Consider the following 26,702-nt stretch of genomic DNA (forward strand, 5'->3'; position numbering starts at 1 on the left):
AGGAAGCTCCCTTTCCCGCGAACGGACGACTTCATGACACTCACGTTCCCCGAGAACCAACAGGCCGCGGCCCGGGCCGCGTTCGGTCTCTTCAGCCCCGAACAGGCGAGGCGCATCTTCGACCGCTCCCAGGGATCGGGGTTCGAGCCCCGTGTCGTCGAGGTCGCCCCGCGCACGTGGTTCATCCAGCCCGGCATGGTGAACGTCGCGCTGTTCGAGACGGACGAGGGCCTCCTCCTCGTCGACTGCGGGTGCGCCGGCGACGGACCGGCGCTGCTGAAGGCGGTGCGTTCGGTCAGCGACAAGCCGCTGCACACCGTGGTCTACACCCACGGGCACAGCGACCACGCCTTCGGCCTGTGGGCGTTCCTCGACGCCGGAGAGCGTCCCCGGATCGTCGCGCACCGCGCGCTGCCCGCCCACTTCGAGCGCTACATCAAGACGTCGGGCCTGAACGCCCGGATCAACGGCCAGCAGCCCGGCGCGGCCGGCAAGGCCTGGCCCGACGCCCGCGAGGACTTCGTCTGGCCCACCCGGCTGTTCGACGACCGCCTCGAACTGACCGTCGGCGGCGAGCAGTTCGTCGTACGCCATGGCAAGGGCGAGACCGACGACGCCGCCTGGGTGTGGGCCCCCGAGCGCGGCGTCATCGCCGCCGGCGACCTGATCACCGGCTACCTTCCCAACGCCGGCAACCCCAAGAAGGTCCAGCGGTACGCCGAGGAATGGGCCGACGCGGCCGAGGAGATGGCCGCGCTGCGCCCCTCGGTGATCATCCCCGGCCACGGTGACCCGGCCACCGGGACGGAAGCCGTCGCCGACGAGCTCACCTCGCTCGCCCGCTACCTGCGGATCATCGTCGACCACACCCTTACCGGGCTCAACGACGGCGTCCTGCCCGACGAGATCGTGGCCACCCTGGAGATCCCCGAGGACCTGCGCAACCACCCCCGGCTGCCCGCGATCTACGACAAGCCGGAGTTCATCTGCCGCAACGTCATCCGCCGCTACTCCGGCTGGTGGGACGGCTACCCCTCGCACCTGCTGCCTTCCTCCCAGGACGCGCAGGCCACCGAGGTGGCGCGGCTGGCCGGCGGAGTGGCGGCACTCGTGGCGCGGGCCCGGGAGCTGGCCTCCACGGACCCGCGACTGGCCTGCCACGTCGCGGAGTGGGCCTTCCTCGCCGACCGGTCCGACGAGGCCGCCCGGACCTGCTACCGAGAGGTGCTGGAGGCGCGGGCCGAGGCCGAGCCCTCGCTGATGGCCCAGGTGAACCTCAGGGTCGGCGCCCGCTGGGTGCGTGCCGCTGAAGGGGCGGAATGAGCCCCCGCCCGAATGTCGTCGTCGTCCTCCTCGACGACGTGGGCTTCGGCGCCCCCGGGACCTTCGGCGGCCCGGTCGACACCCCGACGCTCGACGCACTGGCCGACGACGGACTGCGCTACAACCGCTTCCACACCACCGCCATCTGCTCGCCGACCCGCGCGTCCCTGCTGACCGGCCGTGACCCGCATGTGACAGGCGTCGGCACCGTGCTCAACTCGGCCTTCGACCACCCGGCGTACAAAGGAGTGCTGCGGGCCGAGACCGCCACGGTGGCCCGCACTTTGCAGGAGAACGGCTACAGCACCGCCTGCGTCGGCAAGTGGCACCTGGCACCGGCCTGGGAGTCCTCCCAAGCCGGGCCGTTCACCCGGTGGCCGACCGGGCAGGGCTTCGACACGTTCTACGGGTTCCTCGGCGGCGAGACCCACCAGTTCGAGCCGACGCTGTACGAGGGCACGGCGCCCGTCGAGCGCCCGGACCGGCCGGACTACCACCTCACCGAGGACCTCGTCGACCGGTCGATCAGCTGGATCCGCATGCAGCGGACGATGACGCCCGGCCGGCCGTTCTTCCTCTACCTGGCGCCGGGCGCGACCCATGCGCCGCTGCACGTCCCGGGCGCATGGAGCGAGAAGTACCGCGGCCGCTTCGACGAGGGCTGGGACGCGATGCGGGAGGCGACCCCGGCCCGGCAGAAGGCGGCCGGCATCCTGCCCGCCGACACCTGCCTCACGCCCCGCCCGGTCGAGATCCCGGCCTGGGCGGACGTGTCCGAGGACGAACGGACCGTCGCCGCCCGGCTGATGGAGGTCTACGCCGGGTTCCTCGAACACACCGACGTCCACATCGGCCGCCTGGTCGACGAACTCAAGGCGAGCGGCGAGTTCGAGAACACCCTGTTCTGCTACGTCGTCGGCGACAACGGCAGCAGCGCCGAGGGCGGCCTGCCGGGCAGCATCAACTACATGGGGGCGCTCCAGGGGATGCAGGAGTCCACCCGGGCCCAGGTCGCCGGGATCGACCGGATCGGCGGCCCGGACTCCTACGCGCAGTACCCCGCCGGGTGGGCGTGGGCGATGACCGCGCCCTTCCAGTGGATGAAGCAGATCGCCTCCCACCTCGGCGGCACCCGCAACCCGATGGTGCTCACCTGGCCCGCCGGCATCACCGACCGCGGAGCCGTCCGCGAGCAGTTCACCCACGTCAACGATCTGGCACCGAAGATCCTCGAACTCGCCGGGATCGCCCAGCCCGACACGGTGGACGGGGTGGCCCAGCTGCCGATGGACGGCACCAGCCTGGCCTACTCCTTCGCCGACCCCGAGGCACCCGAACGGCACGAGACGCAGTACTTCGAGGTCAACGGGCACCGGTCGATCTACCACCGGGGCTGGATGGCCTCGGCCCACCCCGGCGGGGTGCCGTGGACGGTGGGCCGCCCCGGGACGCCCCGGCCGTTCGAGGACGACGAATGGGAGCTCTACGACCTGCGCTCCGACTTCAGCCAGGCGCACGACCTCGCGCAACAGGAACCCGAGCGGCTGGCCGAACTGACCGCGCTCTTCTCCGAGCACGCCGAACGGGTCGGGATCCTGCCCCTCCACGACGCCCGGGTCTCGCGCACCCCGATGCCCAACCTGGTCGAGGACCGTACCAGCTTCACCTTCCACGCCGGCACCGTCGGAATCCCGGAGAGCCAGGCCCCGCGCATGGTGGGTCGCTCCTGGCACCTGCGCGCCGTCCTGGACGTGGGGGAGGGCACCGCGCAAGGAGTCGTCGCCTCGATGGGCGGGCGCGCCGCGGGCTGGGCCCTGTGGCTCGACCCGGCCGGTCGGCCGGTGCTGACCTACCGCACCTTCGAGATCGCCGAACTCGTGCTCACCGGAACGCCGTTGGCGCCCGGGCGGCACCAGGTCGAGGTGGTCCTGCGGTACGACGGGGGCGGACGCGGCCGGGGCGCCACGATCGGCCTCGTGGTCGACGGGAAGACGGCCGAGGACGGCCGCGTCGTCGCGACCCCACCGGCCGTCTTCTCCATCGACGAGACCTTCGACATCGGCCCCAACACCGGTTCCCCGGTCGGCGATTACCCGGTGATCAACCCGTTCCGGGGCGGGACCGTCGCGCGCGTCGACATCGAACTCGACGGCTGACCCGGGCCCACGGGCCGACCGGACCGAGCTCCGGCGACACCCGCGAGCCGACACACCGGAACCGCTGATTCCGGTGTGTCGGCAGCGCCGCTTCCGACGGTTCCCGGTGAGTGGGATGCGTCACGTCGGGCGGATTTCGCGAACCGTAGCCTCCCCCCCACTCCACCCCCACCCCGATCCGCTCCCCGCTCTCCGCTCCACCCGAAAACTGGAGGAAGAAATGAAGCGAGCACCACGGGTTCGCACCCGCCTCGCGGTCGCCCTGATTGCCGGAGCGATGCTCACTTCGGCGTGCGCGTCCTCTGACGACAGCGACAGTGGCAGCGGCAAGAACACGGCAGCCGAGCGCGGCCGTTACCAGTTCGGGCTCATCGGCAAGCAGCCCGACGCGGGGAAGCCGGTCCGCGGTGGCACGCTGAACTTCGCCGACTACGCCGAGGCCCGCAGTCTCAGCCCGGCGGTCACCTATGCCACGGGTGCTTCGGGCGGCTCCGCGATGGCGGCCGTCTACGACGTGCTGGTGCGCTACAACACCGAGACGAAGAAGTACGAGCCCTGGCTCGCCCAGTCGCTGGAGAGCAACAAGGACGCCACGACCTGGACGCTCAAGCTCCGCAAGGGCGTCAATTTCTCCGACGGCACGCCGCTGAACGCGAAAGCCGTCGTCGACAGCATCACCTGGTACCAGACGAACAAGGGCGCGGACACCGCGCTGCTCGCGCCGAACATCGCGGGGATGAAGGCGACCGACGACCTCACCGTGGTCTTCACCATGCGCACCTCCTGGGCCAAGTTCCCCGCGATGCTCGCCCAGGCCGCCGGCATGATCGTGGCCCCGGCCGCCTACGCGGGCAAGGAGTTCAAGCCGATCGGCGCCGGTCCCTTCACGCTCGACCGGTACGCGCCCCAGGAGGAGATGGTCCTCAAGGCCAACACGAAGTACTGGAAGGGCAGGCCGCACCTCGACGCGCTCCGGTTCTACTGGCCGCAGTCGGACGAGGCCAAGCTCGACGCCCTCAACGACGGCACCGCGGACGTGACCTACATGCGCGGCCCCGACGTGGTCGACAAGGCCGTCAAGCAGGGCCACCCGGGCGAGTTGACGCTGACCGCCATGGGCAATGTGATCAACATCAACAGCCGTGCGGGCAGCCCGGGGCACGACGTCCGGGTGCGCAAGGCGATCGCCCTGGCCCTCGACCCGCAACTCGACGCCCAGCGGAGCTACAAGGGCAAGGGCCTTCCGGGCAAGGAGTTGTTCCCGCCCGAGTCGCAGTGGCACTCGACGGTCAAGCCCCTCGGCGTCGACCTCGACGAGGCGAAGAAGCTCGTGACGGAGGCGAAGAAGGACGGCTTCGACGGCGCCGTCAGCTACATGGACGGCACCGACCCCGTCTCCCGGGCCAAGGCGGTCACCCTCAAGGCCATGCTCGAACGCGTCGGGTTCACCGTGAAGCTCGACCTCGAGGCCTCGATCGCGGACCGGGTGAAGAAGACCTACGTCGACCACGACTTCGACCTCAGCCGCGGCGCACTCAGCGTCTCCGAGGGCAACCCGTACCACCGCCTCCAGAGCGCCCTGAACTCGAAGAGCTTCGGGAACCCCGGAGGCTACGCCGAACCGAAGATGGACGCACTGCTCGCGGAGCTGCACGCCGCGGTGACCGACGAGCAGACACAGAAGGCCCTCGACGGCATCCAGACCCTCGTCAACGAGACGGTGCCGCTGGCGAATCTGGGCGCCAGCGCGGGGTTCACGGCCTGGGGCAAGAACGTGCACGGCATCGTGCCGACCGAGGAGTACATGGCGCTGTTCGGAGAGGCCTGGATCAGCAAGTGATCCCCACACCCCGGCGGCGGGCGGGCCGCCGCGAGGCCACGACGGCCTTCCGGCCCGCCCGCACCACCGATGCACCCGCCGACGACGGCCGGACCGGGCCCGGCACACGGTCCGTGACCGGGCGACGGTCACAGCGTCCCGGTCACCGGGACGCGTCCCTGCCCGGTCACCGGGACGCTTTTAGCGTCACCTCGATGCGGAGCGGCTCTCATCGGTCCGTCCGCAGGCACCACGCAGATCAGGAGGAAGCATGAGTCTCGCCGCGGTGTACAGGCTGGCGCTGAGGGCCGCCGAGCTGGTGGGCGTACTGCTCATTGTGAGCATCGGGGTCTTCTCCCTGGTGACCCTGCTGCCCGGTGACCCCGCGGTCGACATTCTCGGAGCCGGGCACCCGCCCTCGGCCTACGCCGATCTGCGCCATGAGCTCGGCCTCGACCAGCCGCTCCTCACCCGCTACTTCGACTGGCTGGGCGGTGTCCTCCACGGAGACCTGGGCCGGTCGGTCGTACCGCCGCAGAGCGAGGTGGCCTCCCGGGTGATCTCCGCGCTGCCCGTGAGCGTCGAGATCGCGGTGCTGGGGCTGCTGATCGCGCTCGTCATCGCCGTCCCGCTGGCCATGTGGTCGGCCTACCGCGAAGGCGGCCGGGCCGACCGGATCATCAGCGCCGGCACGTTCGGCGTGCTGTCGGTGCCCAGCTTCCTGGCCGGACTCCTGCTGGTCCTGGTGATGGTCACCTCGCTCGGCTGGTTCCCGCGGTCCGAATGGGTGCGGCTGGGCGACGGGGACCTGCTGGGCAATCTGCACCACGCCTTCCTCCCGGCACTGACCGTCGCCCTGGCGGAGCTCGCGATGTTTACCCGGGTCCTGCGCGGGGACCTGATCGTCACACTGCGCGAGGAGTACATCCTCGCGGCCCGGGCCAAGGGGATGGCGCCGCTGCGCATCCTGGTCTCCGACGCCCTGCGTCCCTCGTCGTTCTCCCTGGTGACTCTGCTCGGCCTGAGCCTGGGCCGGCTGATCGGCAGCACCGTGATCGTGGAGTACCTCTTCTCCCTGCCCGGCATGGGGTCCCTCGTGGTCAACGCCGCGAACCAGGGGGACTACCCGATGGTGCAGGGCGCCGTACTCGTCATCGCAGCCATCTACGTGGTGATCAACGCCGGAATCGACTTCTCCTACGGCTATCTCGACCCGAGGACGCGACGTGTCCATGTCTGACATCGCTCCGCGCACGCGGACCGCCTTCCCGCTGCCCCTGCTGACCGCGGTGGTGCTCGTCGTCATCGGCCTCGGCCTGACGGTGTTCGGCGCCACGACCACCACACTGATCGCACCCGTGAAGGCGGCGCTGGCGCTGGCAGGCATCGGCCTCCTGCTGAACGGTGTCTCACGCCTGGGCAAGGCCTGGGCCGGGCCCGGATTCGACGTGTTGTTCTGGTCCGCCGCGAGCTGGCTCGTGCTGCTCGGCCTGGCGATCCTCCTCAGCCCCTGGCTGCCGCTCGCCGAGGACCGGGACGTGGCGGCCACCGTCACCGAACCGACCTTCGCGCCCCCGACGTTCACCGGACCCCACCCGCTCGGCACCAACGGCTTCGGGCTCGACCTGCTCGCCCGGTCCCTCTACGGCGCCCGGTCCTCGCTGCTCATCTCCCTGTCCGCGGTCCTCGTCGGAACCGTCGTCGGCGCCGTGATCGGGCTGGTGGCCGGCTACTTCCAGAAGACGGTGGACCGGGTGGTCGGCATCGCGACGAACTCGCTGCTCGCCGTGCCCCCGCTCATCCTGCTCATCGCGCTGGCGACCGTGCTGGAGCCGAGCCTGCGCAACGTCGCGCTCTCCCTGGCCCTGCTCACCGTCCCGGGCATGGTGCGGCTCAGCCGCGCCACCACGGTGGCCTACACCAACAGGGAGTTCGTGATCGCGGCCCGCGCGATGGGCGCGAAGCATTCGCGGATCATGGTGCGCGAGCTGCTGCCCAACGTACTGCTGCCGATCATGTCCCTGGCCATCGTGATGATCTCGGTACTGATCGTCGCCGAGGCATCCCTCAGCTTCCTCGGACTGGGCATCCAGCCGCCCGAGCCGACCTGGGGAAACATGATCGCCGAGGGTGAGGGGCACGTCTTCGAGGACCATCCGCACATCGTGCTGGTGCCCGGGGCCTTCCTGTTCCTCACCGTTTTCGCCTTCAACATCGTCGGTGAGAAGGCTCGCCGGCGGTGGGACCCCCGGAGCGTGAAGCTGTGACCACCCCACCCCTGCTCGACGTCACCGACCTGCGCACGGTCTTCCACACCCCGCGCGGAGAGATGCGGGCCGTGGACGGCGTCTCACTGTCCCTGTCCCCGGGGGAGACCCTCGGCATCGTCGGGGAGTCCGGATCGGGCAAGTCCGTCCTCGGACGCACCGTCATGGGCCTGATCAGCAACGGGCCCGGCACTTCGGTCTCCGGATCCGTGCTCATCGGCGGCAAGGACGTCCACGCGCTCACGCCGCAGCAGCGGCGCGGTCTGTGGGGCACCGAGGTGGCCATGGTCTTCCAGGACCCGATGACATCGCTGAACCCGGTGAAGAAGGTCGGCACGCACCTGTCCGAGAGCGTGCGCCTCCACCTCGGCCTGAGCCGCGCCGAGGCCCGGGACCGGGCCGTCGACCTGCTCCGGCAGGTCGGCATCCCCGAACCGTCCCGGCGGGCGGGGCAGTACCCGCACGAACTCTCGGGCGGCATGCGGCAGCGGGTCGTCATCGCGATGGCGCTGGCCTGCGCTCCGCGCCTGCTCATCGCCGACGAGCCGACCACGGCGCTCGACGTCACGGTCCAGAAGCAGATCCTCGATCTGCTGCAGGCGCTCGGCGAGCAGCTGAGCATGGCGACGATCCTGATCAGCCACGACCTCGGCACCGTCGCCGGACGGGCGGACCGGGTCGCGGTGATGTACGCCGGCCGCATCGTCGAGCACTCCGACACCACGTCGGTGTTCGACAGCCCCCGGCACCCGTACAGCCAGGCCCTGATCGCCTCGATCCCGCAGCTGGACACCCCCCCGCACACGCTGCTGCCGACCATCGAGGGCCGGCCCCCGAACCTGTTGTGTCCGCCGGCCGGCTGCCGCTTCGCCGCCCGGTGCGACTTCGCCACCGACCGGTGCGCGGACGAGGCCCCCGAACTCGTCCCGCACAAAAGCACCGACGGCGCCGGCGTCGTCGCCTGCCACTACCCGCTGGGTGTGGCCACTGCCGAGGAGGCCACGGTATGACCGCGAACGGTGCCGTCGCGAAGACGCCGCGGCGGCGCGCGCTCACCGCCGAGAACCTGGTCGTGGAGTTCCCCGTCGGCGGTGGCCAGAAGGTGCATGCCGTCTCCGGGGTCAGCCTCGAACTGGCGGCGGGGGAGACGCTGGGGATCCTCGGCGAGTCCGGCTGCGGCAAATCCACCGTCGGCCGCGCCCTGATCCAGCTCCCGCCCCCCGATTCGGGCACCGTCAGCCTCGGTGACGTCCGGCTCGGCGGGCTCCGGCCGGAGGAACTGCGCAAGGCACGGGCCCGGATGCAGATCATCATGCAGGACCCGGTTTCCGCGCTGAACCCGCGCCGGAAGGTGAAGGACCTGGTGTGGGAGGGCCCCGCCATCTGGGGACACGACGGCTCCGACAAGGACACCAGGGTCGACGAGGCGCTGCGGGCCGTCGGACTGGACCCGGAGACCGTGCGGGACCGCCGACCCCACGAGCTCTCCGGCGGACAGTGCCAGCGGGTGTGCATCGCCCGCGCGCTGATGCTGGACCCGGAGGTCCTGATCTGCGACGAACCCGTCTCCAGCCTGGACGTGTCCGTGCAGGCCCAGATCCTCAACCTGCTGGAGACGACCACCCGGAACCACGGTCTGAGCATGGTGTTCATCGCCCACGACGTGTCCGTCGTGAAGAACATCAGCGACCGGGTGATGGTGATGTACCTCGGCAGGACGTGCGAGGTCCTGCCGTCGGACGGAATGCACCTGGAAGCCGTCCACCCCTACACGCGCCTTCTGCTCGCGTCCCTTCCGCAGGCCCAGCGCAGCGCCCACACCGGCGACGCGGTCGAGGTGAATGCGGCGGCCGAGCTGCCCTCGCCGCTCGACCCGCCATCGGGCTGCCGGTTCCGCACCCGGTGTCCGCTCGCCACCGGGCAGTGCGCGGACGAGGTGCCCCGGCTGCGGGAGATCGGGCCCGGGCACCGGGTCGCCTGCCACCACGTCGAGTCGAGGAGGAACACCAAGTGACGAACACCGAGACCCCCGAGGCCCCCGAGGTCCTCGCCCCCGCAACCTTGGGGCCGGTCCAGCTGCGCAACCGGATCATCAAGGCCGCGACGTACGAAGGTCTCAGCCACAAGTCCCTGGTAACGCGGGACCTGGTGGACTTCCACGTCGCCTACGCCCGCGGCGGCGTCGGCATGACGACCGTGGCCTACTGCGCGGTCGCCCGGGAAGGACGCACCGACCGGCACCAGATCCACTGGACCGACGAGGCGATGCCCGGCCTGCGCAAGCTCACCGACGCGGTGCACGCCGAGGGCGCCGCGGTCTCGGCCCAGATCGGCCACGGCGGTCCCGTCGCCAGCCCCAAGGGGAACGGGCTGCCGGCCCTGGCACCGACGAAGCACTTCCACGCCACGACGCTGAGCTGGGCCAAGGAGACGACGCTCGACGACATCGCGCGCATCACCGAGGCCCACGCCGAGGCCGCCCGCCGCGCCATCCAGGCCGGTTTCGACGCCGTCGAGGTGCACCTGGGCCACAACTACCTGGCCAGTTCGTTCCTCAGCCCCCGGATCAACAAGCGCACGGACACCTACGGCGGCAACCTGGAGAACCGCGCCCGGTTCGCCCGGGAGATCATGCGGGCGGTCCGCGACGCGGTCGGCGACCGCATCGCGATCATCGCCAAGATGAACATGGACGACGGCGTGCCCGGCGGGTTCTGGCTCGACGAGGCGATCCCGGTGGCCCAGTGGCTCGAACAGGACGGCACCGTCGACGCCCTGGAGATGACCGCAGGCAGCTCGCTGCTCAACCCGATGTACCTCTTCAAGGGCGACGCACCGCTCAAGGAGTTCGCCGACGTCATGCCGCAGCCGATCAAGCTCGGCGTCAAGCTGGTCGGCAAGCAGAAGCTGCGCAGCTACCCCTACACCGACGCCTATCTGCTGGAGGACGCCCGCCAGATCCGGGCCGCGGTGAAACTGCCGATGATCCTGCTCGGCGGGATCACCGGCAAGCCGGTCATGGACCTCGCGATGCGGGAGGGCTTCGAGTTCGTGGCGATGGCCCGGGCACTGCTGCGGGAGCCCGACCTGGTGAACCGGATCCAGGCCGACGCCACCACCCCGTCCCTGTGCATCCACTGCAACAAGTGCATGCCGACCAACTTCACCGGCACCCGCTGCGTCCTGGTCGACCGCAGCACCACCCGGCGTCAGGACTGGGGCCGGCCCGCCGGTTACGTGTCGTGAGGCGCGCCGCCCGGGGACGGGCGTCCTGACCAGCGAGCGCGAGAGCTCGGACAACACAGCTGAGGAGGGGCCGATGACCGGCAGTCGGGACGCCGTGGGGACCGCAGCGGCGGTCAGGAGCGGTGAGGTGGACGCCCGCGCCGTGGTGGAGGACGCGATCGCCCGCATCGAGCGGCTCAACCCCGAGTACAACGCGGTGATCCACACCCGGTTCGACCAGGCCCTGGAGGAGGTCGACGCGGGGTTGCCCGACGGGCCACTGCGCGGCGTACCGGTCCTGATCAAGGATCTCGGCACGGACGTCGCCGGCCTGCCCTCGACCGGCGGCAGCCGCCTCTTCGCCGAGGGCCTCGCCGCCCGCGACAGCGAGCTGGTGGCCCGCTACCGGCGCGCCGGGATGGTCGTGCTCGGCACCACGAACACCCCCGAACTGGGGCTCAATGCCAGTACCGAGCCGGCGCTGTTCGGCCCGACCCGCAATCCGTGGAGCACCACACACTCGCCGGGCGGCTCCAGCGGCGGGTCGGCCGCCGCGGTGGCCTCGGGGATGGTCCCCGTCGCGCACGCGAGCGACGGCGGAGGGTCCATCCGCATCCCGTCGGCGGCCTGCGGTCTGTTCGGTCTCAAGCCCAGCCGCGGCCGGGTGTCCCCCGCGCCGCGGCCCACCACGCTGTCGGGGCTGGTCTCCGCGCATCACGCCGTCACCACCACGGTGCGGGACAGCGCCCTGCTCCTGGACATCGCGGCGGGACCGCTCCCGGGGGACGCCTACGCCGCCCCCACGCCCGCCGACTCCTTCGCCGCCCTGGCGCGGCGGGGGCCCGGACGTCTGCGGATCGCGCTGGTCACCGCCCTGCCGGATGGTCCCGAGGTGCATCCGGAGTCGGCCGCCGCCGCGATCGCGGCGGCCCGGCTGTGCGAGAGCCTCGGGCACGAGGTCGAGGAGGCGACGGCCGCCTACCGGCCGGCGGACGTCGCCGGTGCCTCGGCCGTCCTGATGGGCAGCGGCCTGGTGGCCCAGATCGACGCCCGCCTCGAACAGCTCGGCCGGCCGCTGGCCGACGACGACCTCGAACCGTTCACGCGGGTGCTCTACGACAGCTACCAGGCCCTCACCGCCGCGGACGTCAGCCGGGCCCTCGGGCGCATGCAGGAGATCGGCTGGGCGGTCGGCGCCGAGTTCACGAGGTACGACGTACTGCTGAGCCCGACGCTCGCCCGGCCGATGCCCCGGCTCGGCACGCTCGACACCGGCCGGCCGGAATCGATCTACGAACACGCCTCGGTCTACTCCGCGTTCACCAGCGTCCACAACGTCACCGGCATGCCCGCGATGTCCGTCCCGCTCGGCCGGGACGGCGACGGGCTGCCGCTGGGCGTCCAGTTCGCCGCCGACCTCGGGGGCGAGGGGCTCCTGCTCTCCCTGGCCGCGCAACTGGAACAGGCCGCGCCGTGGGCGGCGACGCGGGTCCAGGAGGGACCGCTCACCTGACGATCCGAGACCGGATCAAATCAACCCAAAAGTGAACGTATTCATGCCGCTTCCCGCTCGGAAGGCACCGTTTGATTGATCAAAAAGGCGGCGGGTTAGCATATGAGCGCCGCCTAGCTCGAAAGATAAATCTGTGACTGTCAATGACGACTCGTTCACCAATTGGAACCACCGCGAGGAGATCGCGGAGTCGATGATCCCGATCATCGGGAAGATGCACCGGGAGCGGGACGTGACGGTCCTGCTGCACAGCCGCTCCCTGGTGAACAAGTCGGTGGTCAGCATCCTCAAGACCCACCGATTCGCCCGGCAGATCGCCGGTGAGGAGCTCTCGGTCACCGAGACCATGCCCTTCCTGCAGGCACTCACCACGCTGGATCTCGGCCCCTCCCAGATCGACATCGGCATGCTCGCCGCGACCTTCAAGACCGATGACCGCGGTCTCTCGGTCGAGGAGTTCACCGCCGAGGCCGTCGCAGGTGCCACGGGTGCGAACAAGATCGAACGCCCCCAGGGCCGCGACGTCGTCCTGTACGGCTTCGGCCGCATCGGCCGCCTCGTCGCCCGGCTGCTCATCGAGAAGGCCGGTTCCGGCAACGGGCTGCGGCTGCGCGCCATCGTCGTCCGCGGGGGCGGCGGCCGGGCCGACGAGGACCTCGTCAAGCGTGCCTCGCTGCTGCGCCGCGACTCGATCCACGGCCAGTTCCAGGGCACGATCACCGTCGACGAGGCGAACAGCACCATCGTCGCCAACGGCAACGAGATCAAGGTGATCTACGCCAACGACCCGTCGGAGGTCGACTACACGGCGTACGGCATCAAGAACGCCATCCTCATCGACAACACCGGCAAGTGGCGCGACCGCGAGGGCCTGTCGCAGCACCTGCGCCCCGGCATCGACAAGGTCGTCCTGACCGCTCCGGGCAAGGGCGACGTCCCCAACATCGTGCACGGCGTCAACCACGACGCGATCAAGCCGGACGAGCAGATCCTGTCCTGCGCCTCCTGCACCACCAACGCGATCGTCCCGCCGCTGAAGGCGATGGCGGACGAGTACGGCGTGCTCCGCGGCCACGTGGAGACCGTCCACTCGTTCACCAACGACCAGAACCTGCTGGACAATTACCACAAGGCCGACCGGCGTGGCCGCTCGGCGCCGCTCAACATGGTCATCACCGAGACCGGTGCCGCGTCCGCCGTCGCCAAGGCGCTGCCCGAACTCGAGGCGCCGATCACCGGCAGCTCGATCCGCGTCCCGGTGCCGGACGTCTCGATCGCGATCCTCAGCCTGCGGCTCGGCCGCGAGGCCACCCGCGAAGAGGTCCTCGACTACCTCCGCAATGTGTCGCTGACCTCGCCGCTCAAGCGCCAGATCGACTTCACCACCGCCCCCGACGCGGTGTCGAGCGACTTCATCGGCTCGCGGCACGCCTCGATCGTCGATGCGGGCGCCACCAAGGTCGACGGCGACAACGCGATCCTCTACCTGTGGTACGACAACGAGTTCGGCTACTCCTGCCAGGTCATCCGTGTCGTCCAGCACGTGTCCGGCGTGGAGTACCCGACCTACCCGGCCCCGCTGGTCTGATCCCGGCGGGAACGTCCGGTCCGGCGTCCCGGCAGGCGGGGCGGCGGTGGGGCGGCGACCGATTCCGATCGGTATCCGGCAGCACTCCCACCGCCACCCGCCACCGCCACTGACCGCGTTGCTTCGGCGGTGGGCAGTGCCGGTCGGCGCGAACCGTCGGGGCGCGTGCGTGACGCGGCCCCGCCCGCGTACGGACGGGGCCGCGCCCCGGGGCTACCGGCCCGTCGGCCCGTGCGGCACCGCGGCCGGTGCCGGGGCGTAACCGGTGGCCCGGGTGGTGAAGGTTCCCCGGCCCTGCGTCCGGCTGCGCAGCCGGGTCGCGTAGCCGAAGAGCTCCGCCAGCGGCACGGTCGCGGTGACCACCGACGTGCCGGCCCGCACGGTCGAGCCCGAGACCCGGCCGCGCCGTGCCGCCAGGTCGCCGAGCACCCCGCCCACGGCGTCGTCGGGCACGGTGACGGTGACCTCCACCACCGGCTCCAGCAGCACCATCGCGCTGTTGCGCAGCGCCTCACGGAGCGCGAGCCGGCCGACCGTCCGGAACGCCATCTCCGAGGAGTCCTTGGAGTGGGTCGCCCCGTCGGTCAGCGTGACCCGCAGCCCGGTCACCGGATGACCGCCGAGCGGGCCCTCGGTCAGGGCATCCCGGCAGCCGGCCTCGACCGCCCGTACGTACTCCTGCGGCACCCGGCCCCCGACGACGGACGACCGGAACACGAAGTCCGCCCCGCCGCCGGCATCGTGGTCACCGGCGGCCTCCAACGGCTCCACGTCGACGACGACATGAGCGAACTGCCCGGCGCCGCCGTCCTGCTTGACATGCCGGTACACCAGTCCGGACACGCCACGGACGACCGTCTCCCGGTAGGCCACCTGCGGCCGGCCGACGCCGACCTCCAGCCCGTGAGCACGACGGATCTTCTCCACCGCGACCTCCAGATGCAGTTCCCCCATTCCCGACAGCACCGTCTGACCCGTCTCGGGGTCGGTCCGGACCGTCAGCGAAGGATCCTCCTCGACCAGCCGCGCCAGCGCCGACACCAACCGGTCGGTGTCGATGCTCCTGCGGGCCTCGACCGCAACGGAGACGACCGGATCGGCCACGGAGGGCGGTTCGAGAACCAGGGGCGCCGCCGGTGCGCACAGCGTCGCCCCGGCACGTGCCGCCTTGAGCCCGATCACCGCGACGATGTCCCCGGCCACCGCCCGGTCCACGTCCGAGTGCTGCCCGGCCCGGACCCGCAGGATCCGGCCGATCCGCTCGTTGCGCCGCGCGCCCACGTCCAGCACCGCGTCCCCCTTCCGGATCGTTCCCGAGTACACACGCAGGTACGTCAGCCGCCCCGTCGCGGTCGAGTTCACCTTGAACACCAGCGCGGCGAACGGCGCGGCCGGGTCGGCGGGCCGCTCCTGCTCCGCGCCGTCCAGGGTGCCGCGTACCGCCGGCACATCCAGCGGCGAGGGCAGATAGGCCACAACGGCCTCCAGCAGCGGCTCGATCCCGCGGTTGCGGTAGGCCGAACCGCACAGCACCACGACACCCTCACCGGTACGGGTCAGGTCGCGCAGCGCGGCGGCCAGCGTCCCTGCCCAGACCGTCGACTCCGCACAGAACTCCTCCAACGCCACCGGATGGAGTTCCGCCACGGTCTCCGCCAGCAGCCGACGGCGCCGAAGTGCCTCTTCCCGCAGGTCGTCCGGCACCTCCCCCTCCTCGCACGCGCCACGGCCGTCGGCCCAGACCAGCGACCGCATGCGCAACAGATCCACCACTCCGGTGAACCCGTCCTCCGTCCCGATGGGCAGCCGCACCACCAGCGGGACCGTGTGCAGCCTCTCCCGTATCGACGCGACCGCCGCGTCGAGGTCGGCACCGGCACGGTCCAGCTTGTTGACGAAGGCGATGCGCGGCACCCCGTGCCGATCGGCCTGCCGCCACACCGACTCGCTCTGCGGCTCGACCCCCGCCACGGCGTCGAACACCGCGATCGCGCCGTCGAGCACCCGCAGCGAGCGCTCCACCTCGTCGGAGAAGTCGACGTGGCCCGGGGTGTCGATCAGGTTGATCCGGTGACCGTCCCAGTCACAACTCACCGCCGCGGCGAAGATGGTGATGCCGCGGTCGCGTTCCTGCGGATCGAAGTCGGTGACGGTCGTACCGTCATGGACCTCGCCCCGCTTGTAGGTGGTGCCGGTGAGGTAGAGGATCCGTTCGGTGACGGTGGTCTTGCCGGCATCGACGTGGGCGAGGATGCCCAGATTGCGAACGCCGGTCAGCGGACTGGTGAGTTGACGGTGCAGTTCGGTACGCACGGCCCATGGCCCTTCGGGATGATCCGGATGCGGGGCGGCGCGATTCCCGGACGAACCGGCCTGCGGTCAGGCCACGCGTGAACCCCTGATGCGGCACACCGCATCGGTGCCCGGCCGCACCGGCGGCCCAACACCTTTGGAAAGAGGCTCAGTTGTTCGTCACGGAGATCCGGTACCGGCCGCGCAGCGGGCACCGGACGCACGAAGACACCAGGATCACCTCGTACCGCGACGGGGGGACGACGACGGCGGTGTGGTAACGCATGGCCGTCTCCCCTCACTTGTCACGGTGCGCGCCGCGACGGTGGCGCAGCGGGCGATTCGTGGCGAGTGTAGTGAACCGGGTGCGGGCAGGTCACCGGGTTTTCCCGGCCGACGCTTCCTTCGCGCGCGCCGACCCGGTCGTGGCGACGGTGCCGCTGGACGTCGAGGACGTCGGCAGCGTCCTTATGGGGCAGAAGGCAGCCGCGGAGGGCGCACCCGGGGGCATCGCCGCACCACCAGTGCACCCGGGTGCTTGCAGGCGTTCAGCGGGCCCTTCCACCGGCGCAGCGCGTGCCTGCCGCGTCTGCGCCACTGCGCGGGCGAGAGCGGCGCGGGCTGCCCGCCCCTGGTGACCATCGCGTTGACCGGTGTCATCGGGTCCGTCGCCATGGTCTTGGCCAGCAGCACGCCGACCACCAGCGGCGCCAAAGTCACGGCCAGGGCCGTACCGGCGGCGGTGACGTGCTGCATGCGGGGGCGGGGAGACGCGTCAGGAGCCATGGGTGTCATTCGACCAGCGACGGCCCGGTGAGGAATCGGACGACGTACTCAGTCCGGTCGTCCTCTCGTACTCACACCGGTGCTGGGCGCCCGCCCCGCGGACGCGGTCGTCCGCCACGCTCCTATGCGGTGGTGCCCGGACCGGAGCCCGTTCTCGATGCGGCCTTGATGCCCTTGGTGATGTCGTCCATGACGGAGAGCTTCGGCGCCTTGGAGTTGATGTCGAAGCCGGAACGGACGACGACCATCACGTCCTTGGAACGGGGGGACGGGAAGGCCAGCGACTGGACGTACCCGTCGTCGCCGTTCTTCGTCACCACCTTCCAGCGCACTAGATAGCCCTGCTGTCCGGCCACGGTGACGGGCCCGGACCTGAGCTCCTGGTGCGAGGTGATGCCTCCGTAGATCTTTTCGCCGTAGGACTCCGTCGCGTTGGCGGAGATGTCCTTCGCCGCCGTGGCCTTCGCCGTCGTGGTGTCGAGCTTCAGGGCCTTCGCCGGCATGGAGAACACGCCGCCCCGCACGCACTGCTCGGACGTGTCGCCGGGGCAGGGGTACTCACCGGTGCTCACACCCGCGCCCGCGACCCCCGAGTTGCCCGTCCACCCGTCAGGCACCGGGAGGCTGATGCCACTGGACAGGTCCGTGGCGTAGCCGTCCTCGGTCCCCGGCAGCCGCTGCTCGGGAGCCCCGCTCTCGCCGCCGCCCCCGCGGCCACCGCCTCCGGGCGCTCCCGGCCCGCGGCCGGGCGCGCCGGAAGGTGCGGTGGACGGAGCCGGGGCGGCGTCCTTCGCCGAGCCGGAGGAATCGTCGGACAGCAGAAAGAGGCCGCCTGCGACGGCGGCGAGCACCACGACACCGGCGGTGACGCCGATGCCGATGCGCAGCCGGCGGCGCCGGACCGCGGCGGGCGGCAGGCGGAGGTGGTCGGTCCACCGGGTGCCGTCCCACCAGCGCTCGTGAAGGGGGCCAATTCCTGTATACCCGGGGTCTGGATGCCAGCCGGGCGGGCTCGTCTGGGTCACGCGGCTCAGAGTAGAACAGTTGCCTGAGAATCAGATGAATCCATCGGCCGGGCCGGATGCCTCCCGGGTGATCGCATCGGGCTGCCGCACGTGGTGCGCTGCGGCGCGGCGGTAGTCCTCGGCGGCTTCGACCCGGCTACGCCAACCCCCTGTGGGAGGGCGAACGATGAGTGGGAATCCAGGGGTACGGATCGAGCGTGACCGCCCCGTGTTCACGGTGATCCTCAGCCGGCCCGGGGTCCGTAACGCCGTGGACGGCCCGACTGCCGCCCGACTCGCGGACGCCTTCCGCGAGTTCGATGCCGACGCCGATGCGGCCGTCGCCGTGCTGTGGGGCGAGGGCGGTACGTTCTGTGCCGGTGCCGACCTGAAGAGCATCGGTACGGAACGCGGCAACAAGGTCCTGCCCGAGGGCGACGGGCCGATGGGGCCGACCCGGATGAGCCTGAGCAAGCCCGTCATCGCGGCGGTCTCGGGTCACGCGGTGGCCGGGGGCTGGAGCTGGCCGTCTGGTGCGATCTGCGGGTGGCCGAGGACGACGCGGTGTTCGGGGTGTTCTGCCGCCGCTGGGGAGTGCCGCTGGTCGACGGCGGAACCGTACGGCTGCCGCGCCTGATCGGCGAGAGCCGGGCCATGGACATGATCCTCACCGGGCGCCCCGTCCCGGCCCCGGAGGCGTACGCCATGGGGCTCGCCAACCGGATCGTTCCGACCGGTGAGGCTCGGCGCGCGGCGGAGCAACTGGCCCGGGAAATCGGTGCGTTCCCGCAACTGTGCCTGCGCCACGACCGGCTCTCGGTGCGCGAGCAGCACGGCCTGAGCGAGCTGGACGCCCTGGCTGCGGAGTACCACCACGGCCTGGTGCCGCTCACCGCGGGAGAGACGCAGGCGGGTGCCGACCGCTTCGGGGGCGGTGCGGGCCGCCACGGGTCGTTCGGCGACTGACCGATCCATCCTTTGGTCCGACCATATGTGGTGTGTGACATAGTTGGAGATCGGGAAGTAGAAGCGACGGCAACCGGACGATTCCGGCCGAGGCAGGGGGTGACGGATGCCCGTCGAATGGCAACCCGTACGGCAGTCCCGTACGCATGAGCTCGTGCTCCAGAGCATTGAGGAACGGGTGTCCTCCGGTGAGCTCAGGGCGGGCGACCGATTGCCGCCCGAGCGGGAGCTCGCGCCGGTGCTCGGGGTCAGCCGGTCCGCGCTGCGCGAGGCGCTGCGGGTGCTGGAGACCATCGGTGTGCTGGTCGCGCAGCCGGGCCGGGGGCCGGATGCCGGGGCGCGGATCGTGCGCAATCCGGACGACGCCCTCGGTAGACTGCTGCGTCTGCACTTCGCCCTCGGCAGCTACAGCCTCCATGACGTTCTGGAAGCGCGCGTCGTGCTGGAGAGGTCGAGCTTCGAGGCGGCCGCGCGGCACGCCACGGCGGAGGACCTCGACGAGGCGGAGGCGCTGGTCGTGCACATGGGGGAGCCGGATGTCGGGGTGTCGGAGTTCAACGACCTGGACACCCGGTTCCATGTGAACATCGCCCGCAGCTCCGGCAATGAACTGACCTCCACGCTCACCTCCGCCGTCCGTGAGTCGGTGCGCCCGCTGATCCTGCGGGCGCTGGAGGAGGCCGAGGGCTGGCCGGCCACGGCCGCCGCGCTCAACGCGGAGCACACCGAGCTGCTGAGGCTGGTACGCGCCGGCGAGGGCGTGAAGGCCGCAGATCTCGTCGAGCGGCACATCCGAAGCCTCCACGGCACGCTGGTCGACGAGAACTCCGACCGCGCGCGAGGGGATTCCTGACAGATGGGCGCGGGCTCCGGCCGGTTGGGCCGGGGCCTGGGGTGCGTGGCGCAGATCTTGTCAGGTGCATGCCTGTATGTATCGGCTCGTGGTGTCGCAGCCTTCATGTTCCGGACCGAGGCTAGTATGGTCAGACCATTAAATGGAGAATCGATCGGAGAGACCCATGCGCATCGGACTCTTCGCCACCTGTCTGGGAGACACGCTCTTCCCCGAGGCGGTGAAATCGACCGCGGTCCTGCTCGCCCGACTGGGCCACGACGTGGTGTTCCCGCCCGGGCAGACCTGTTGCGGTCAGATGCACGTCAACACCGGATACCAGCGCGAACCGGTGCCCCTGGTGCGGAACTTCGCCGAGCAGTTCGGCGACGCGTCGATCGACGCCGTCGTCATGCCGTCCGGATCGTGCGCGGGCTCGGTCCGGCATCAGCACGAGATCGTCGCTGAGCGGTACGGGGACGCGGCGCTGCGCGCGGGTGTCGCCACCGTCAAGGCCAAGACGTACGAGCTGTCGGAGCTCCTCGTCGACGTCCTGGACGTCACCGATGTCGGCGCGTACTTCCCGCACCGCGTCACGTACCACCCCACCTGTCACTCCCTGCGCATGCTCCGCGTCGGTGAGAAGCCGCTGAAGCTGCTCCGCGCCGTCGACTCCATCGACCTCGTCGAACTCCCCGAGGCCGATGCCTGCTGCGGGTTCGGCGGCACCTTCGCCGTCAAGAACGCCGAGACGTCGACGGCGATGCTCCAGGACAAGATGCGCAACATCGCCACCACCGGAGCCGAGGTCTGCACCGCGGGCGACTCGTCCTGTCTGATGCACATCGGCGGCGGACTCTCCCGTATCTCCTCGGGCACCCGCACCCTGCACCTCGCACAGATCCTCTCCTCCACCCGCACCTCGCCGTACGTCCCGACGGAGGCCGTCCGATGAGCAGCACCTTCCTCGGCATGCCCGCGACCCCGCCCCGTTCCCCGTACGGAACGGGAAATCTGCGCGGCGACCGGACGTTCCCCGCCGCCGCCCACGATGAACTGCGCAATGAACAACTGCGCCGCAATCTCGGCAGGGCCACCCACACGATCCGCGCCAAACGCCTGAATGTCACCGGCGAACTGCCCGACTGGGAAGAGCTGCGCGACGCCGGCTCGGCCATCAAGACCGACACCATGAACCGGCTGCCCGAACTCCTGGAACAACTGGAGCGGAAGGTCACCGAGCGCGGCGGCACCGTCCACTGGGCGCGCGACGGAGTCGAGGCCAACGAGATCGTCACCCGGCTCGTCAAGGCGACGGGCAGCAGCGACGTCATCAAGGTCAAGTCGATGGCCACCCAGGAGATCGGCCTCAACGAGTATCTCGAATCGGTCGGCATCACCCCGTACGAGACGGACCTGGCCGAACTGATCGTGCAGCTCGCGCACGACAAGCCGTCGCACATCCTGGTGCCCGCGATCCACCGCAACCGCGACGAGATCCGGCAGATCTTCCTCAAGGAGATCCCGGGCGTCGACCCGGGCCTCGACAACGTCCCCGCGCATCTCGCCGCCGCGGCCCGCGCCTATCTGCGCGAGAAGTTCATGACGACCAAGGTGGCGGTCTCCGGCGCCAACTTCGGCATCGCCGAGACCGGCACCCTCTGTGTCGTCGAGTCCGAGGGCAACGGCCGCATGTGTCTGACGATGCCCGACACCCTGATCACCGTCATGGGCATCGAGAAGGTGCTGCCGCGCCACCAGGACCTGGAAGTCTTCCTGCAGTTGCTGCCGCGCTCCTCCACCGGCGAGCGGATGAACCCGTACACCTCGATGTGGACCGGGGTGACACCCGGCGACGGACCGCAGGACTTCCACCTGGTCCTGCTCGACAACGGACGCACCGCGGCGCTCGCCGACCGGATCGGGCGCGAGGCCCTCAACTGCATCCGTTGCTCGGCCTGCCTCAACGTCTGCCCGGTGTACGAACGGGCGGGCGGCCATGCGTACGGATCGACGTACCCCGGACCGATCGGTGCGGTCCTCACCCCGCAGCTCGCCGGGATGCACGCGGCCAAGGACGACCCCAACAGCTCGCTGCCGTACGCCTCCAGCCTCTGCGGCGCCTGCTTCGACGCCTGCCCGGTCAAGATCGACATTCCGTCGCTGCTGGTCGAGCTGCGCCACCAGCACACCGAGCAGTCCGGCATGACGGCGGAGAAGCTGGCCATGAAGGCGGCGGCCGGAGTGATGAAGCGGCCGAAGCTGTTCACGGCCGCACAGAAGGGGGCGGCGATCGGTCGCGTCGTCGCCGGGCGGGACGGGAAGATCTCGCATCTGCCGCCGCCGTTCAACGGCTGGAGCGACAGCCGCGACACCGCCGCCCCGCCGAAGCAGACCTTCCGCTCCTGGCTGGCGTCGGCCGAGGGCGCCGCGACGATGCGGGCCGCCGCCGACGAGCACGAGAAGAACAAGAAGCACGAGACGAACAAGAAGGAGGAGAAGTGACGACCGCTCGCGACACGGTACTGGGCAGGATCAAGGACGCCCTGGCCCTCGCCCCCACTCCGGACACCACCGTCCCGCGTGCCTACCGCACCGGCCGTACCCTCCCCGACGACGAACGGCTGGCCCTCTTCACCGACCGGCTCGTCGACTACAAGGCACACGTCCACACCTGCACCGCCGACCGCACGGCTGTGACCGTCGCCGAAGTGCTGCGGGAGCGCGGCGCCCGGCGGATCGGGGTGCCGGCCGGACTCGACCCGGCGTGGCTCGGCGCGTACGACGGTGAGGTCCAGCAGGACTCCGACACCATCCCGGCGCCCCGGCTAGACGCCCTGGACGGCGTCGTCACCGCCTCGGCCGTCAGCTGCGCCGAGACCGGCACGATCTTCCTGGACGGCTCGCCCGACCAGGGGCGGCGGGCCCTGTCCCTCGTCCCCGATCTGCATGTGTGCGTCGTCGACCTGTCGAGCGTCCAGGTCGGTGTACCGGAGGCGGTGGCCCGGCTGGTGCCCGAGCGGCCGACGACGCTGATCAGCGGCCCCTCGGCCACGTCCGACATCGAGCTGGAACGAGTGGAGGGTGTGCACGGTCCGCGCACTCTGGTGGTGGTGATCCGGACCGACGCGTAGGGGCGGGGCGGGGTCGCGCGACCTCCCGGTCGCGCGACCCCGGTGCTCAGCCGTGCGTGACCGTCACCGTCGGTGCGAAGCCGATACGTGTCGTCGCCGCGTCCTGCGCCCAGCGGACGTCCACCGAGTTCCCGTCCACCTGAACCCCGCTCACCACCGCGTCGAGTGGCGCCGCGTCGGCCTCCGCGGTCAGCGAGGCGAGCGCCACGAACACCACCGTGCCCTCCGCGGCCGCGGACAGCCGGGGCAGCACCGCCCAGCGCGTGTACGCCGTGCCCTGCGGGGCCCGTACCTCGTCCCGCGTCTCCCAGCCGTGCATGCTCGTGGCCGGACTTCAGGGGCTGCCCCTGGTGTGGCCTGCCGTTTCCTCACTGTCCCGCGCACGGCGACGGATAGGGGCCTCGCCGCTGCAGCGCCACGGCCGCATCCTGCGCTCCCGCAGCCTGGACGGCATCGACTAGGAGGTCTACGCCCTGCTGGCCACCTACCAGACACTCATCCGCGCCGCCGCCGACGCGGCCTTCACCCGTCCGGGCCTGGACATGGACCGGATCAGCTTCACCGTGCTCCACCGCACGGCCGCCGACCTGGTCACCACTGCCGGCAACATTCTGCCCGCCACCTCCGGCGACCTCCTCGGCGCGATCGGCCGAGCCGCGCTGGACGCACTCCTACCCACCCGACGCAGGTTGCGGATCAAAGCCCGCACCCGCAAGAACCCCACCAGCAAGTACGGACCGAACGTCGGACAACACCCCGCGACCACGCAGACCTACAGCTTCCATGCCGAGATCGCGTTCCTCGAACACGGGCTCGCGACCCGCCGCCGAAGCTAAACGCAACGGCGTTGATCCGTGGGTGGTGCGTTGATCACTTGAGGGTGCCATCGTTTGGCGACAGAGGGGCGCGTGATCACGAGCCTCCGATGGATCACCGCACCCTGTCTCAGTTATTAGCAACGTGGGTTGACTATCTCTATTAGTCAACTACAGTTGCTTGCATGTCCGTCGGCAAGAATTCCCTTCCTCAAGAGCCCGCTGACGCCCTGGCGGCTGTCGTGGCGCTGCGACGCCTTGCCGATCAACTGGAGGACGCTGCTGTCGAGCAGGCCATGCGAGCGGGCTGGAGTTGGCCGAAAGTCTCCGAGGCGCTCGGTGTCACCCGCCAGGCCGTCCACAAGAAGCACGCCAAGCGGCTCATCGCCGCCGGAGTCAAGCTGAGGAGGCGCGGCGATGAGCGCGTTTGACAAGTACCTGCAGGCGGTCATCGTGCGGGCGATGCACGAAGCCCACGAGGACGGGTCGGCGACGATCGACGCGCACCATCTCCTGCTGTCGCTCGCCGCCGATCAGGGGACTGCCGCACAGCAGGTCCTGGCCTCGGCCGGGCTCGATCACGCTGCTGTCCGCGATGCACTGGATCGAGAGTTCGAGCACAGCCTGAGCATGGTTGGAGTTTCTCCGGCCGCCTATGACCTTCCCAGGCCGAGCCTCGTTTCCCAGCAGCCCAAGATGGGTGCGTCCGCCAGACTCGCACTGGATCGGAGCTTCGCCTCCGCCCGCAAGAAGGACCTGCGGTCAGCGCATTTACTGCTCGGGATCCTGCAGGCTCAAGTCGGCACCGTGCCCCGTGCTCTCGCCTTGGCAGGTATCGATCAGGCCGAGTTGGCGGACCGCGTACGGCAGACGCTCAACAGCCAGGATCAGTGACCACTGGAAACAACCTGACACGGCCAGTTCACCCCGCGGCCGTGCCCTTGCCGGGATGCGCAGTAGGTCCTGTAGGCGTGCGCGATGGACCGCACGGTGCGCTGGGCGCTAAGCCCCTGGTGAGAGCCGGTGTGTCAGTGAATCACGCTGTGGAGAGGGGCCGACGGTCACTTACGGGTCACACACGACAAGGAGGATCACATGCATCGACACACCGCTCATACAGACAGCGGCCGACCGGGCGCCGAACCGGTCAAAGCAGGGGGCGCGAATTCTGAGTCCGCGCCGGCAGGGGCCGAGGGCTACGAGGCGATTCAGCGCTTACTTCAGCATGCCGTGACTCACGGCGGCCTTCCCGGCATTCTTGCTGAGGTTTACGACGGCGACCGGCAGTGGTTCGGGACCGCAGGAGTGGCCGACACCCGAACCGGCCGCAAGCGTTCACAGCAGGACCGGTTCCGCATCGGCAGCATCAGCAAGACGTTCGTGGCCACCGTCGTGATGCAGCTGGCGGCGGAAGGCAGACTGAGCCTGGATGACACCGCGGAACAGTGGCTGCCCGGCGTGGTCCATGGCCATCACCACGACGGTGCCAGGGCGAACATCAGGATGCTGCTCAACCACACCAGCGGGATCTTCAACTACACCGATGACCAGGAAGCACTGAACCGTTACGAGACACACCCGCCCGAGTCACTGGTGCAGATCGCGATGTCCCATGCACCCACCTTCACACCGGGTTCGGGCTGGGCGTACTCCAACACCAACTACGTCCTCGCAGGCATGATCATCGAACGGGCTACCGGCCGCGCGCTCGCCGAGGAGATCACGGAGCGGATCTCCCGCCCACTCGGCCTGGCTGGCACGTACCTGCCGCACGGCAGCGACCCGACGATCCACGGGCCACACTCCCGGCACTACACGAAGCTGTTCCAGACCGACCCCGGCGCGCCGGTCCACGACGCGACCGAGCTCGATTCATCCATGTTCTGGGCAGCCGGCGGCATGATCTCCACCGCCGGGGACCTCAACCGGTTCTTCAGCGCCCTGCTGGGGGGCCGGATACTGCCACCGGACCAACAACGCGACATGTTCGCCACCGTGCCCGCCCGCGACTGGATTTCCAACGCCGCCTACGGCCTCGGCGTTTCCTCAGTGAGACTGCCCTGCGGGGAAACGGTCTGGGGCATGGGGGGTGCGCTCTTCGGATCGTGGTCCTACGCCTACGGCGCTCGCGATGGCGAACAGATGGTCATCACCAACGTCAACGGCGACTGGAGCAATGGCGCTTGGGACGACCCCATCGGAATCTTCACCGATCTCCTTCAGGCGAAGTTCTGCCGCCGAAGCGATACCTGAACACCGGTCACGGTCGGGCCTGGTCAGCTCCTGATACTCACTCCTGCCCGTCGTCGTCCAGCTCCAGCCCCGGCGCCCCCGGATCGGTCTTCAACTCGGCGAAGTGCGACCGCCCGCCGCCCGACACTGCGCCCTCGCCCGTCTCGTCCCCGCTGCCGACGACCAGGTCCTCCAGCCGGGAGCGCGTCGCGTGCGAGATCCGCTCCACCCTGCTGCGGCAGAATTGGGCCTCGAAGTCCGTGACCGCCCGGCCCACCAGCCGCTGCACCTTCGCTGGGGCAGGTGGCTCGATGTGGTCATTGCGGCACCGGGCCACCACCGCCGCCATCAGACGCTCACGCGAGAGCTCCACCGGGCACAGCTCCGCGGCCAGCCACTCCGCCAGCCGCTCCTGATCCTCCTCGGTGCCCGCCCGGAACCCGAAAGCCGTACGGATCTCCGTGCGGTGCCGAGTGATCGCCCGGCCCTGCCAGTCGTACGCGGCCCAGTCCTCGGCCGGCACCTTCACCTGCTGGGCCACGTACGCCACCGCAGGCGCCGGAACTTCTCCTGCATTCTCCGGGAACCGTGCCTCGACCTCGAAGAACTTCAGCAACAGGGCGAAGCCCAGCCGATTCGCCCCAGTTTTGTTCCGCAGGCGCACAACTTCGTCCTCAAGAAGCGTCCAGACCTCGATCAGGTCCTCTGGCTCCCATTCCTGCCGCACCGAATGCCTCCGCGCCTCAACCC

Annotated in this window: 23 protein-coding genes and 1 pseudogene; 19 read left to right on the plus strand and 5 right to left on the minus strand. The window is 70.2% G+C overall.

Translation table 11 applies throughout. The features are described from left to right. The first annotated feature begins 33 nt into the window (after nt 1-33). The 10 genes from OH735_RS33945 to OH735_RS33990 all read left to right on the plus strand — a co-directional run bounded on the left by OH735_RS33945 (nt 34) and on the right by OH735_RS33990 (nt 13,891). On the plus strand, nt 34-1,323 hold the full coding sequence (locus tag OH735_RS33945) for an alkyl sulfatase dimerization domain-containing protein (RefSeq protein ID WP_406385475.1): 1,290 nt from the start codon (nt 34-36) through the stop codon (nt 1,321-1,323). Further along, the gene (locus OH735_RS33950; protein WP_406385476.1) at nt 1,320-3,479 is read left to right on the plus strand and encodes an arylsulfatase; all 2,160 of its coding nucleotides are present in this window, start codon (nt 1,320-1,322) and stop codon (nt 3,477-3,479) included. Before OH735_RS33945 ends, OH735_RS33950 begins: the two co-directional genes overlap by 4 nt. 220 nt (nt 3,480-3,699) lie before the next feature. Beyond that, a complete protein-coding gene (locus OH735_RS33955; RefSeq protein ID WP_406385477.1) occupies nt 3,700-5,319 on the plus strand; it encodes an ABC transporter substrate-binding protein in 1,620 nt (539 codons plus the stop codon). Nucleotides 5,320-5,569: 250 nt separating this feature from the next. After that, complete coding sequence (locus OH735_RS33960) at nt 5,570-6,538, plus strand: ABC transporter permease (protein WP_406385478.1); 969 nt, start codon at nt 5,570-5,572, stop codon at nt 6,536-6,538. After that, entirely contained in the window at nt 6,531-7,565 is a 1,035-nt protein-coding gene (locus OH735_RS33965) for an ABC transporter permease (protein WP_406385479.1), read from the plus strand. The genes OH735_RS33960 and OH735_RS33965 overlap by 8 nt, the downstream gene beginning before the upstream one ends. Further along, nucleotides 7,562-8,575: an ABC transporter ATP-binding protein gene (locus tag OH735_RS33970; protein WP_406385480.1), complete on the plus strand. Its 1,014-nt coding sequence runs from the start codon at nt 7,562-7,564 to the stop codon at nt 8,573-8,575. The genes OH735_RS33965 and OH735_RS33970 overlap by 4 nt, the downstream gene beginning before the upstream one ends. After that, nucleotides 8,572-9,579 (plus strand): ABC transporter ATP-binding protein, encoded by a 1,008-nt coding sequence (locus OH735_RS33975; RefSeq protein WP_406385481.1) that lies wholly within the window; start codon nt 8,572-8,574, stop codon nt 9,577-9,579. Before OH735_RS33970 ends, OH735_RS33975 begins: the two co-directional genes overlap by 4 nt. Continuing rightward, nucleotides 9,576-10,811, plus strand: a complete 1,236-nt coding sequence (locus OH735_RS33980) for an NADH:flavin oxidoreductase (RefSeq protein ID WP_406385482.1) — start codon at nt 9,576-9,578, stop codon at nt 10,809-10,811. The genes OH735_RS33975 and OH735_RS33980 overlap by 4 nt, the downstream gene beginning before the upstream one ends. 73 nt (nt 10,812-10,884) lie before the next feature. Further along, nucleotides 10,885-12,303 (plus strand): amidase, encoded by a 1,419-nt coding sequence (locus tag OH735_RS33985; protein ID WP_406385483.1) that lies wholly within the window; start codon nt 10,885-10,887, stop codon nt 12,301-12,303. A 133-nt stretch (nt 12,304-12,436) separates the two neighbouring features. Further along, a complete protein-coding gene (locus tag OH735_RS33990) occupies nt 12,437-13,891 on the plus strand; it encodes a glyceraldehyde-3-phosphate dehydrogenase (protein ID WP_406385484.1) in 1,455 nt (484 codons plus the stop codon). 213 nt (nt 13,892-14,104) lie between these two features. Here OH735_RS33990 and fusA read toward each other — a convergent pair whose 3' ends face one another. The 3 genes from fusA to OH735_RS34005 form a co-directional block, all read right to left on the minus strand. Continuing rightward, the gene (fusA, locus tag OH735_RS33995; RefSeq protein WP_406385485.1) at nt 14,105-16,204 is read right to left on the minus strand and encodes an elongation factor G; all 2,100 of its coding nucleotides are present in this window, start codon (nt 16,202-16,204) and stop codon (nt 14,105-14,107) included. Nucleotides 16,205-16,651: 447 nt separating this feature from the next. Continuing rightward, nucleotides 16,652-16,969 carry a hypothetical protein gene (locus OH735_RS34000; RefSeq protein WP_406385486.1) on the minus strand — a complete coding sequence of 106 codons (318 nt, stop codon included), beginning with the start codon at nt 16,967-16,969 and terminating at the stop codon, nt 16,652-16,654. A 122-nt stretch (nt 16,970-17,091) separates the two neighbouring features. Next, nucleotides 17,092-17,994, minus strand: a complete 903-nt coding sequence (locus OH735_RS34005) for a DUF2510 domain-containing protein (protein WP_406385487.1) — start codon at nt 17,992-17,994, stop codon at nt 17,092-17,094. A 166-nt stretch (nt 17,995-18,160) separates the two neighbouring features. On the opposite strand from OH735_RS34005, the pseudogene OH735_RS34010 reads away from it, so the two are divergent. From OH735_RS34010 to OH735_RS34030, 5 genes and pseudogenes are all read left to right on the plus strand, one after another. Further along, a pseudogene (locus OH735_RS34010) lies at nt 18,161-18,939 on the plus strand (crotonase/enoyl-CoA hydratase family protein). Nucleotides 18,940-19,045: 106 nt separating this feature from the next. Then, nucleotides 19,046-19,792, plus strand: a complete 747-nt coding sequence (locus OH735_RS34015) for a FadR/GntR family transcriptional regulator (protein WP_406385488.1) — start codon at nt 19,046-19,048, stop codon at nt 19,790-19,792. Nucleotides 19,793-19,958: 166 nt separating this feature from the next. Further along, complete coding sequence (locus tag OH735_RS34020) at nt 19,959-20,726, plus strand: (Fe-S)-binding protein (protein WP_406385489.1); 768 nt, start codon at nt 19,959-19,961, stop codon at nt 20,724-20,726. Further along, nucleotides 20,723-22,276: a lactate utilization protein B gene (locus OH735_RS34025; protein WP_406385490.1), complete on the plus strand. Its 1,554-nt coding sequence runs from the start codon at nt 20,723-20,725 to the stop codon at nt 22,274-22,276. Before OH735_RS34020 ends, OH735_RS34025 begins: the two co-directional genes overlap by 4 nt. Then, nucleotides 22,273-22,905: a lactate utilization protein C gene (locus OH735_RS34030; RefSeq protein ID WP_406385491.1), complete on the plus strand. Its 633-nt coding sequence runs from the start codon at nt 22,273-22,275 to the stop codon at nt 22,903-22,905. The genes OH735_RS34025 and OH735_RS34030 overlap by 4 nt, the downstream gene beginning before the upstream one ends. A gap of 46 nt (nt 22,906-22,951) precedes the next feature. Here OH735_RS34030 and OH735_RS34035 read toward each other — a convergent pair whose 3' ends face one another. Beyond that, entirely contained in the window at nt 22,952-23,224 is a 273-nt protein-coding gene (locus tag OH735_RS34035) for a hypothetical protein (protein WP_406385492.1), read from the minus strand. Between the two features lie 223 nt (nt 23,225-23,447). On the opposite strand from OH735_RS34035, the gene OH735_RS34040 reads away from it, so the two are divergent. The 4 genes from OH735_RS34040 to OH735_RS34055 all read left to right on the plus strand — a co-directional run bounded on the left by OH735_RS34040 (nt 23,448) and on the right by OH735_RS34055 (nt 25,973). Continuing rightward, complete coding sequence (locus tag OH735_RS34040) at nt 23,448-23,741, plus strand: hypothetical protein (protein ID WP_406385493.1); 294 nt, start codon at nt 23,448-23,450, stop codon at nt 23,739-23,741. A gap of 164 nt (nt 23,742-23,905) precedes the next feature. Continuing rightward, the gene (locus OH735_RS34045; protein WP_382883954.1) at nt 23,906-24,151 is read left to right on the plus strand and encodes a hypothetical protein; all 246 of its coding nucleotides are present in this window, start codon (nt 23,906-23,908) and stop codon (nt 24,149-24,151) included. Continuing rightward, the gene (locus tag OH735_RS34050; protein WP_406385494.1) at nt 24,138-24,614 is read left to right on the plus strand and encodes a Clp protease N-terminal domain-containing protein; all 477 of its coding nucleotides are present in this window, start codon (nt 24,138-24,140) and stop codon (nt 24,612-24,614) included. The genes OH735_RS34045 and OH735_RS34050 overlap by 14 nt, the downstream gene beginning before the upstream one ends. A 201-nt stretch (nt 24,615-24,815) precedes the next feature. Beyond that, on the plus strand, nt 24,816-25,973 hold the full coding sequence (locus OH735_RS34055; protein ID WP_406385495.1) for a serine hydrolase domain-containing protein: 1,158 nt from the start codon (nt 24,816-24,818) through the stop codon (nt 25,971-25,973). A gap of 37 nt (nt 25,974-26,010) precedes the next feature. On the opposite strand, the gene OH735_RS34060 is transcribed toward OH735_RS34055, so the two are convergent. Beyond that, entirely contained in the window at nt 26,011-26,679 is a 669-nt protein-coding gene (locus OH735_RS34060; protein ID WP_406385496.1) for a DUF4158 domain-containing protein, read from the minus strand. Nucleotides 26,680-26,702: the final 23 nt, after the last annotated feature.

It is taken from the genome of Streptomyces sp. NBC_01618 (assembly GCF_045209435.1).
Lineage (GTDB): Bacteria > Actinomycetota > Actinomycetes > Streptomycetales > Streptomycetaceae > Streptomyces.

Excerpts from the sequence above, each read along its gene's own strand:
- OH735_RS34045 (WP_382883954.1), top strand. The coding sequence starts at position 23,906 with ATGTCCGTCGGCAAGAATTCCCTTCCTCAAGAGCCCGCTGACGCCCTG.
- OH735_RS34015 (WP_406385488.1), top strand. The coding sequence starts at position 19,046 with ATGCCCGTCGAATGGCAACCCGTACGGCAGTCCCGTACGCATGAGCTC.
- OH735_RS33950 (WP_406385476.1), top strand. The coding sequence starts at position 1,320 with ATGAGCCCCCGCCCGAATGTCGTCGTCGTCCTCCTCGACGACGTGGGC.
- OH735_RS34025 (WP_406385490.1), top strand. The coding sequence starts at position 20,723 with ATGAGCAGCACCTTCCTCGGCATGCCCGCGACCCCGCCCCGTTCCCCG.
- OH735_RS33985 (WP_406385483.1), top strand. The coding sequence starts at position 10,885 with ATGACCGGCAGTCGGGACGCCGTGGGGACCGCAGCGGCGGTCAGGAGC.
- OH735_RS34055 (WP_406385495.1), top strand. The coding sequence starts at position 24,816 with ATGCATCGACACACCGCTCATACAGACAGCGGCCGACCGGGCGCCGAA.
- OH735_RS34040 (WP_406385493.1), top strand. The coding sequence starts at position 23,448 with ATGGACCGGATCAGCTTCACCGTGCTCCACCGCACGGCCGCCGACCTG.
- OH735_RS34020 (WP_406385489.1), top strand. The coding sequence starts at position 19,959 with ATGCGCATCGGACTCTTCGCCACCTGTCTGGGAGACACGCTCTTCCCC.
- OH735_RS33955 (WP_406385477.1), top strand. The coding sequence starts at position 3,700 with ATGAAGCGAGCACCACGGGTTCGCACCCGCCTCGCGGTCGCCCTGATT.
- OH735_RS33965 (WP_406385479.1), top strand. The coding sequence starts at position 6,531 with ATGTCTGACATCGCTCCGCGCACGCGGACCGCCTTCCCGCTGCCCCTG.
- OH735_RS33945 (WP_406385475.1), top strand. The coding sequence starts at position 34 with ATGACACTCACGTTCCCCGAGAACCAACAGGCCGCGGCCCGGGCCGCG.
- OH735_RS34035 (WP_406385492.1), bottom strand. The coding sequence starts at position 23,224 with ATGCACGGCTGGGAGACGCGGGACGAGGTACGGGCCCCGCAGGGCACG.
- OH735_RS34050 (WP_406385494.1), top strand. The coding sequence starts at position 24,138 with ATGAGCGCGTTTGACAAGTACCTGCAGGCGGTCATCGTGCGGGCGATG.
- OH735_RS33960 (WP_406385478.1), top strand. The coding sequence starts at position 5,570 with ATGAGTCTCGCCGCGGTGTACAGGCTGGCGCTGAGGGCCGCCGAGCTG.
- OH735_RS33975 (WP_406385481.1), top strand. The coding sequence starts at position 8,572 with ATGACCGCGAACGGTGCCGTCGCGAAGACGCCGCGGCGGCGCGCGCTC.
- OH735_RS34000 (WP_406385486.1), bottom strand. The coding sequence starts at position 16,969 with ATGGCTCCTGACGCGTCTCCCCGCCCCCGCATGCAGCACGTCACCGCC.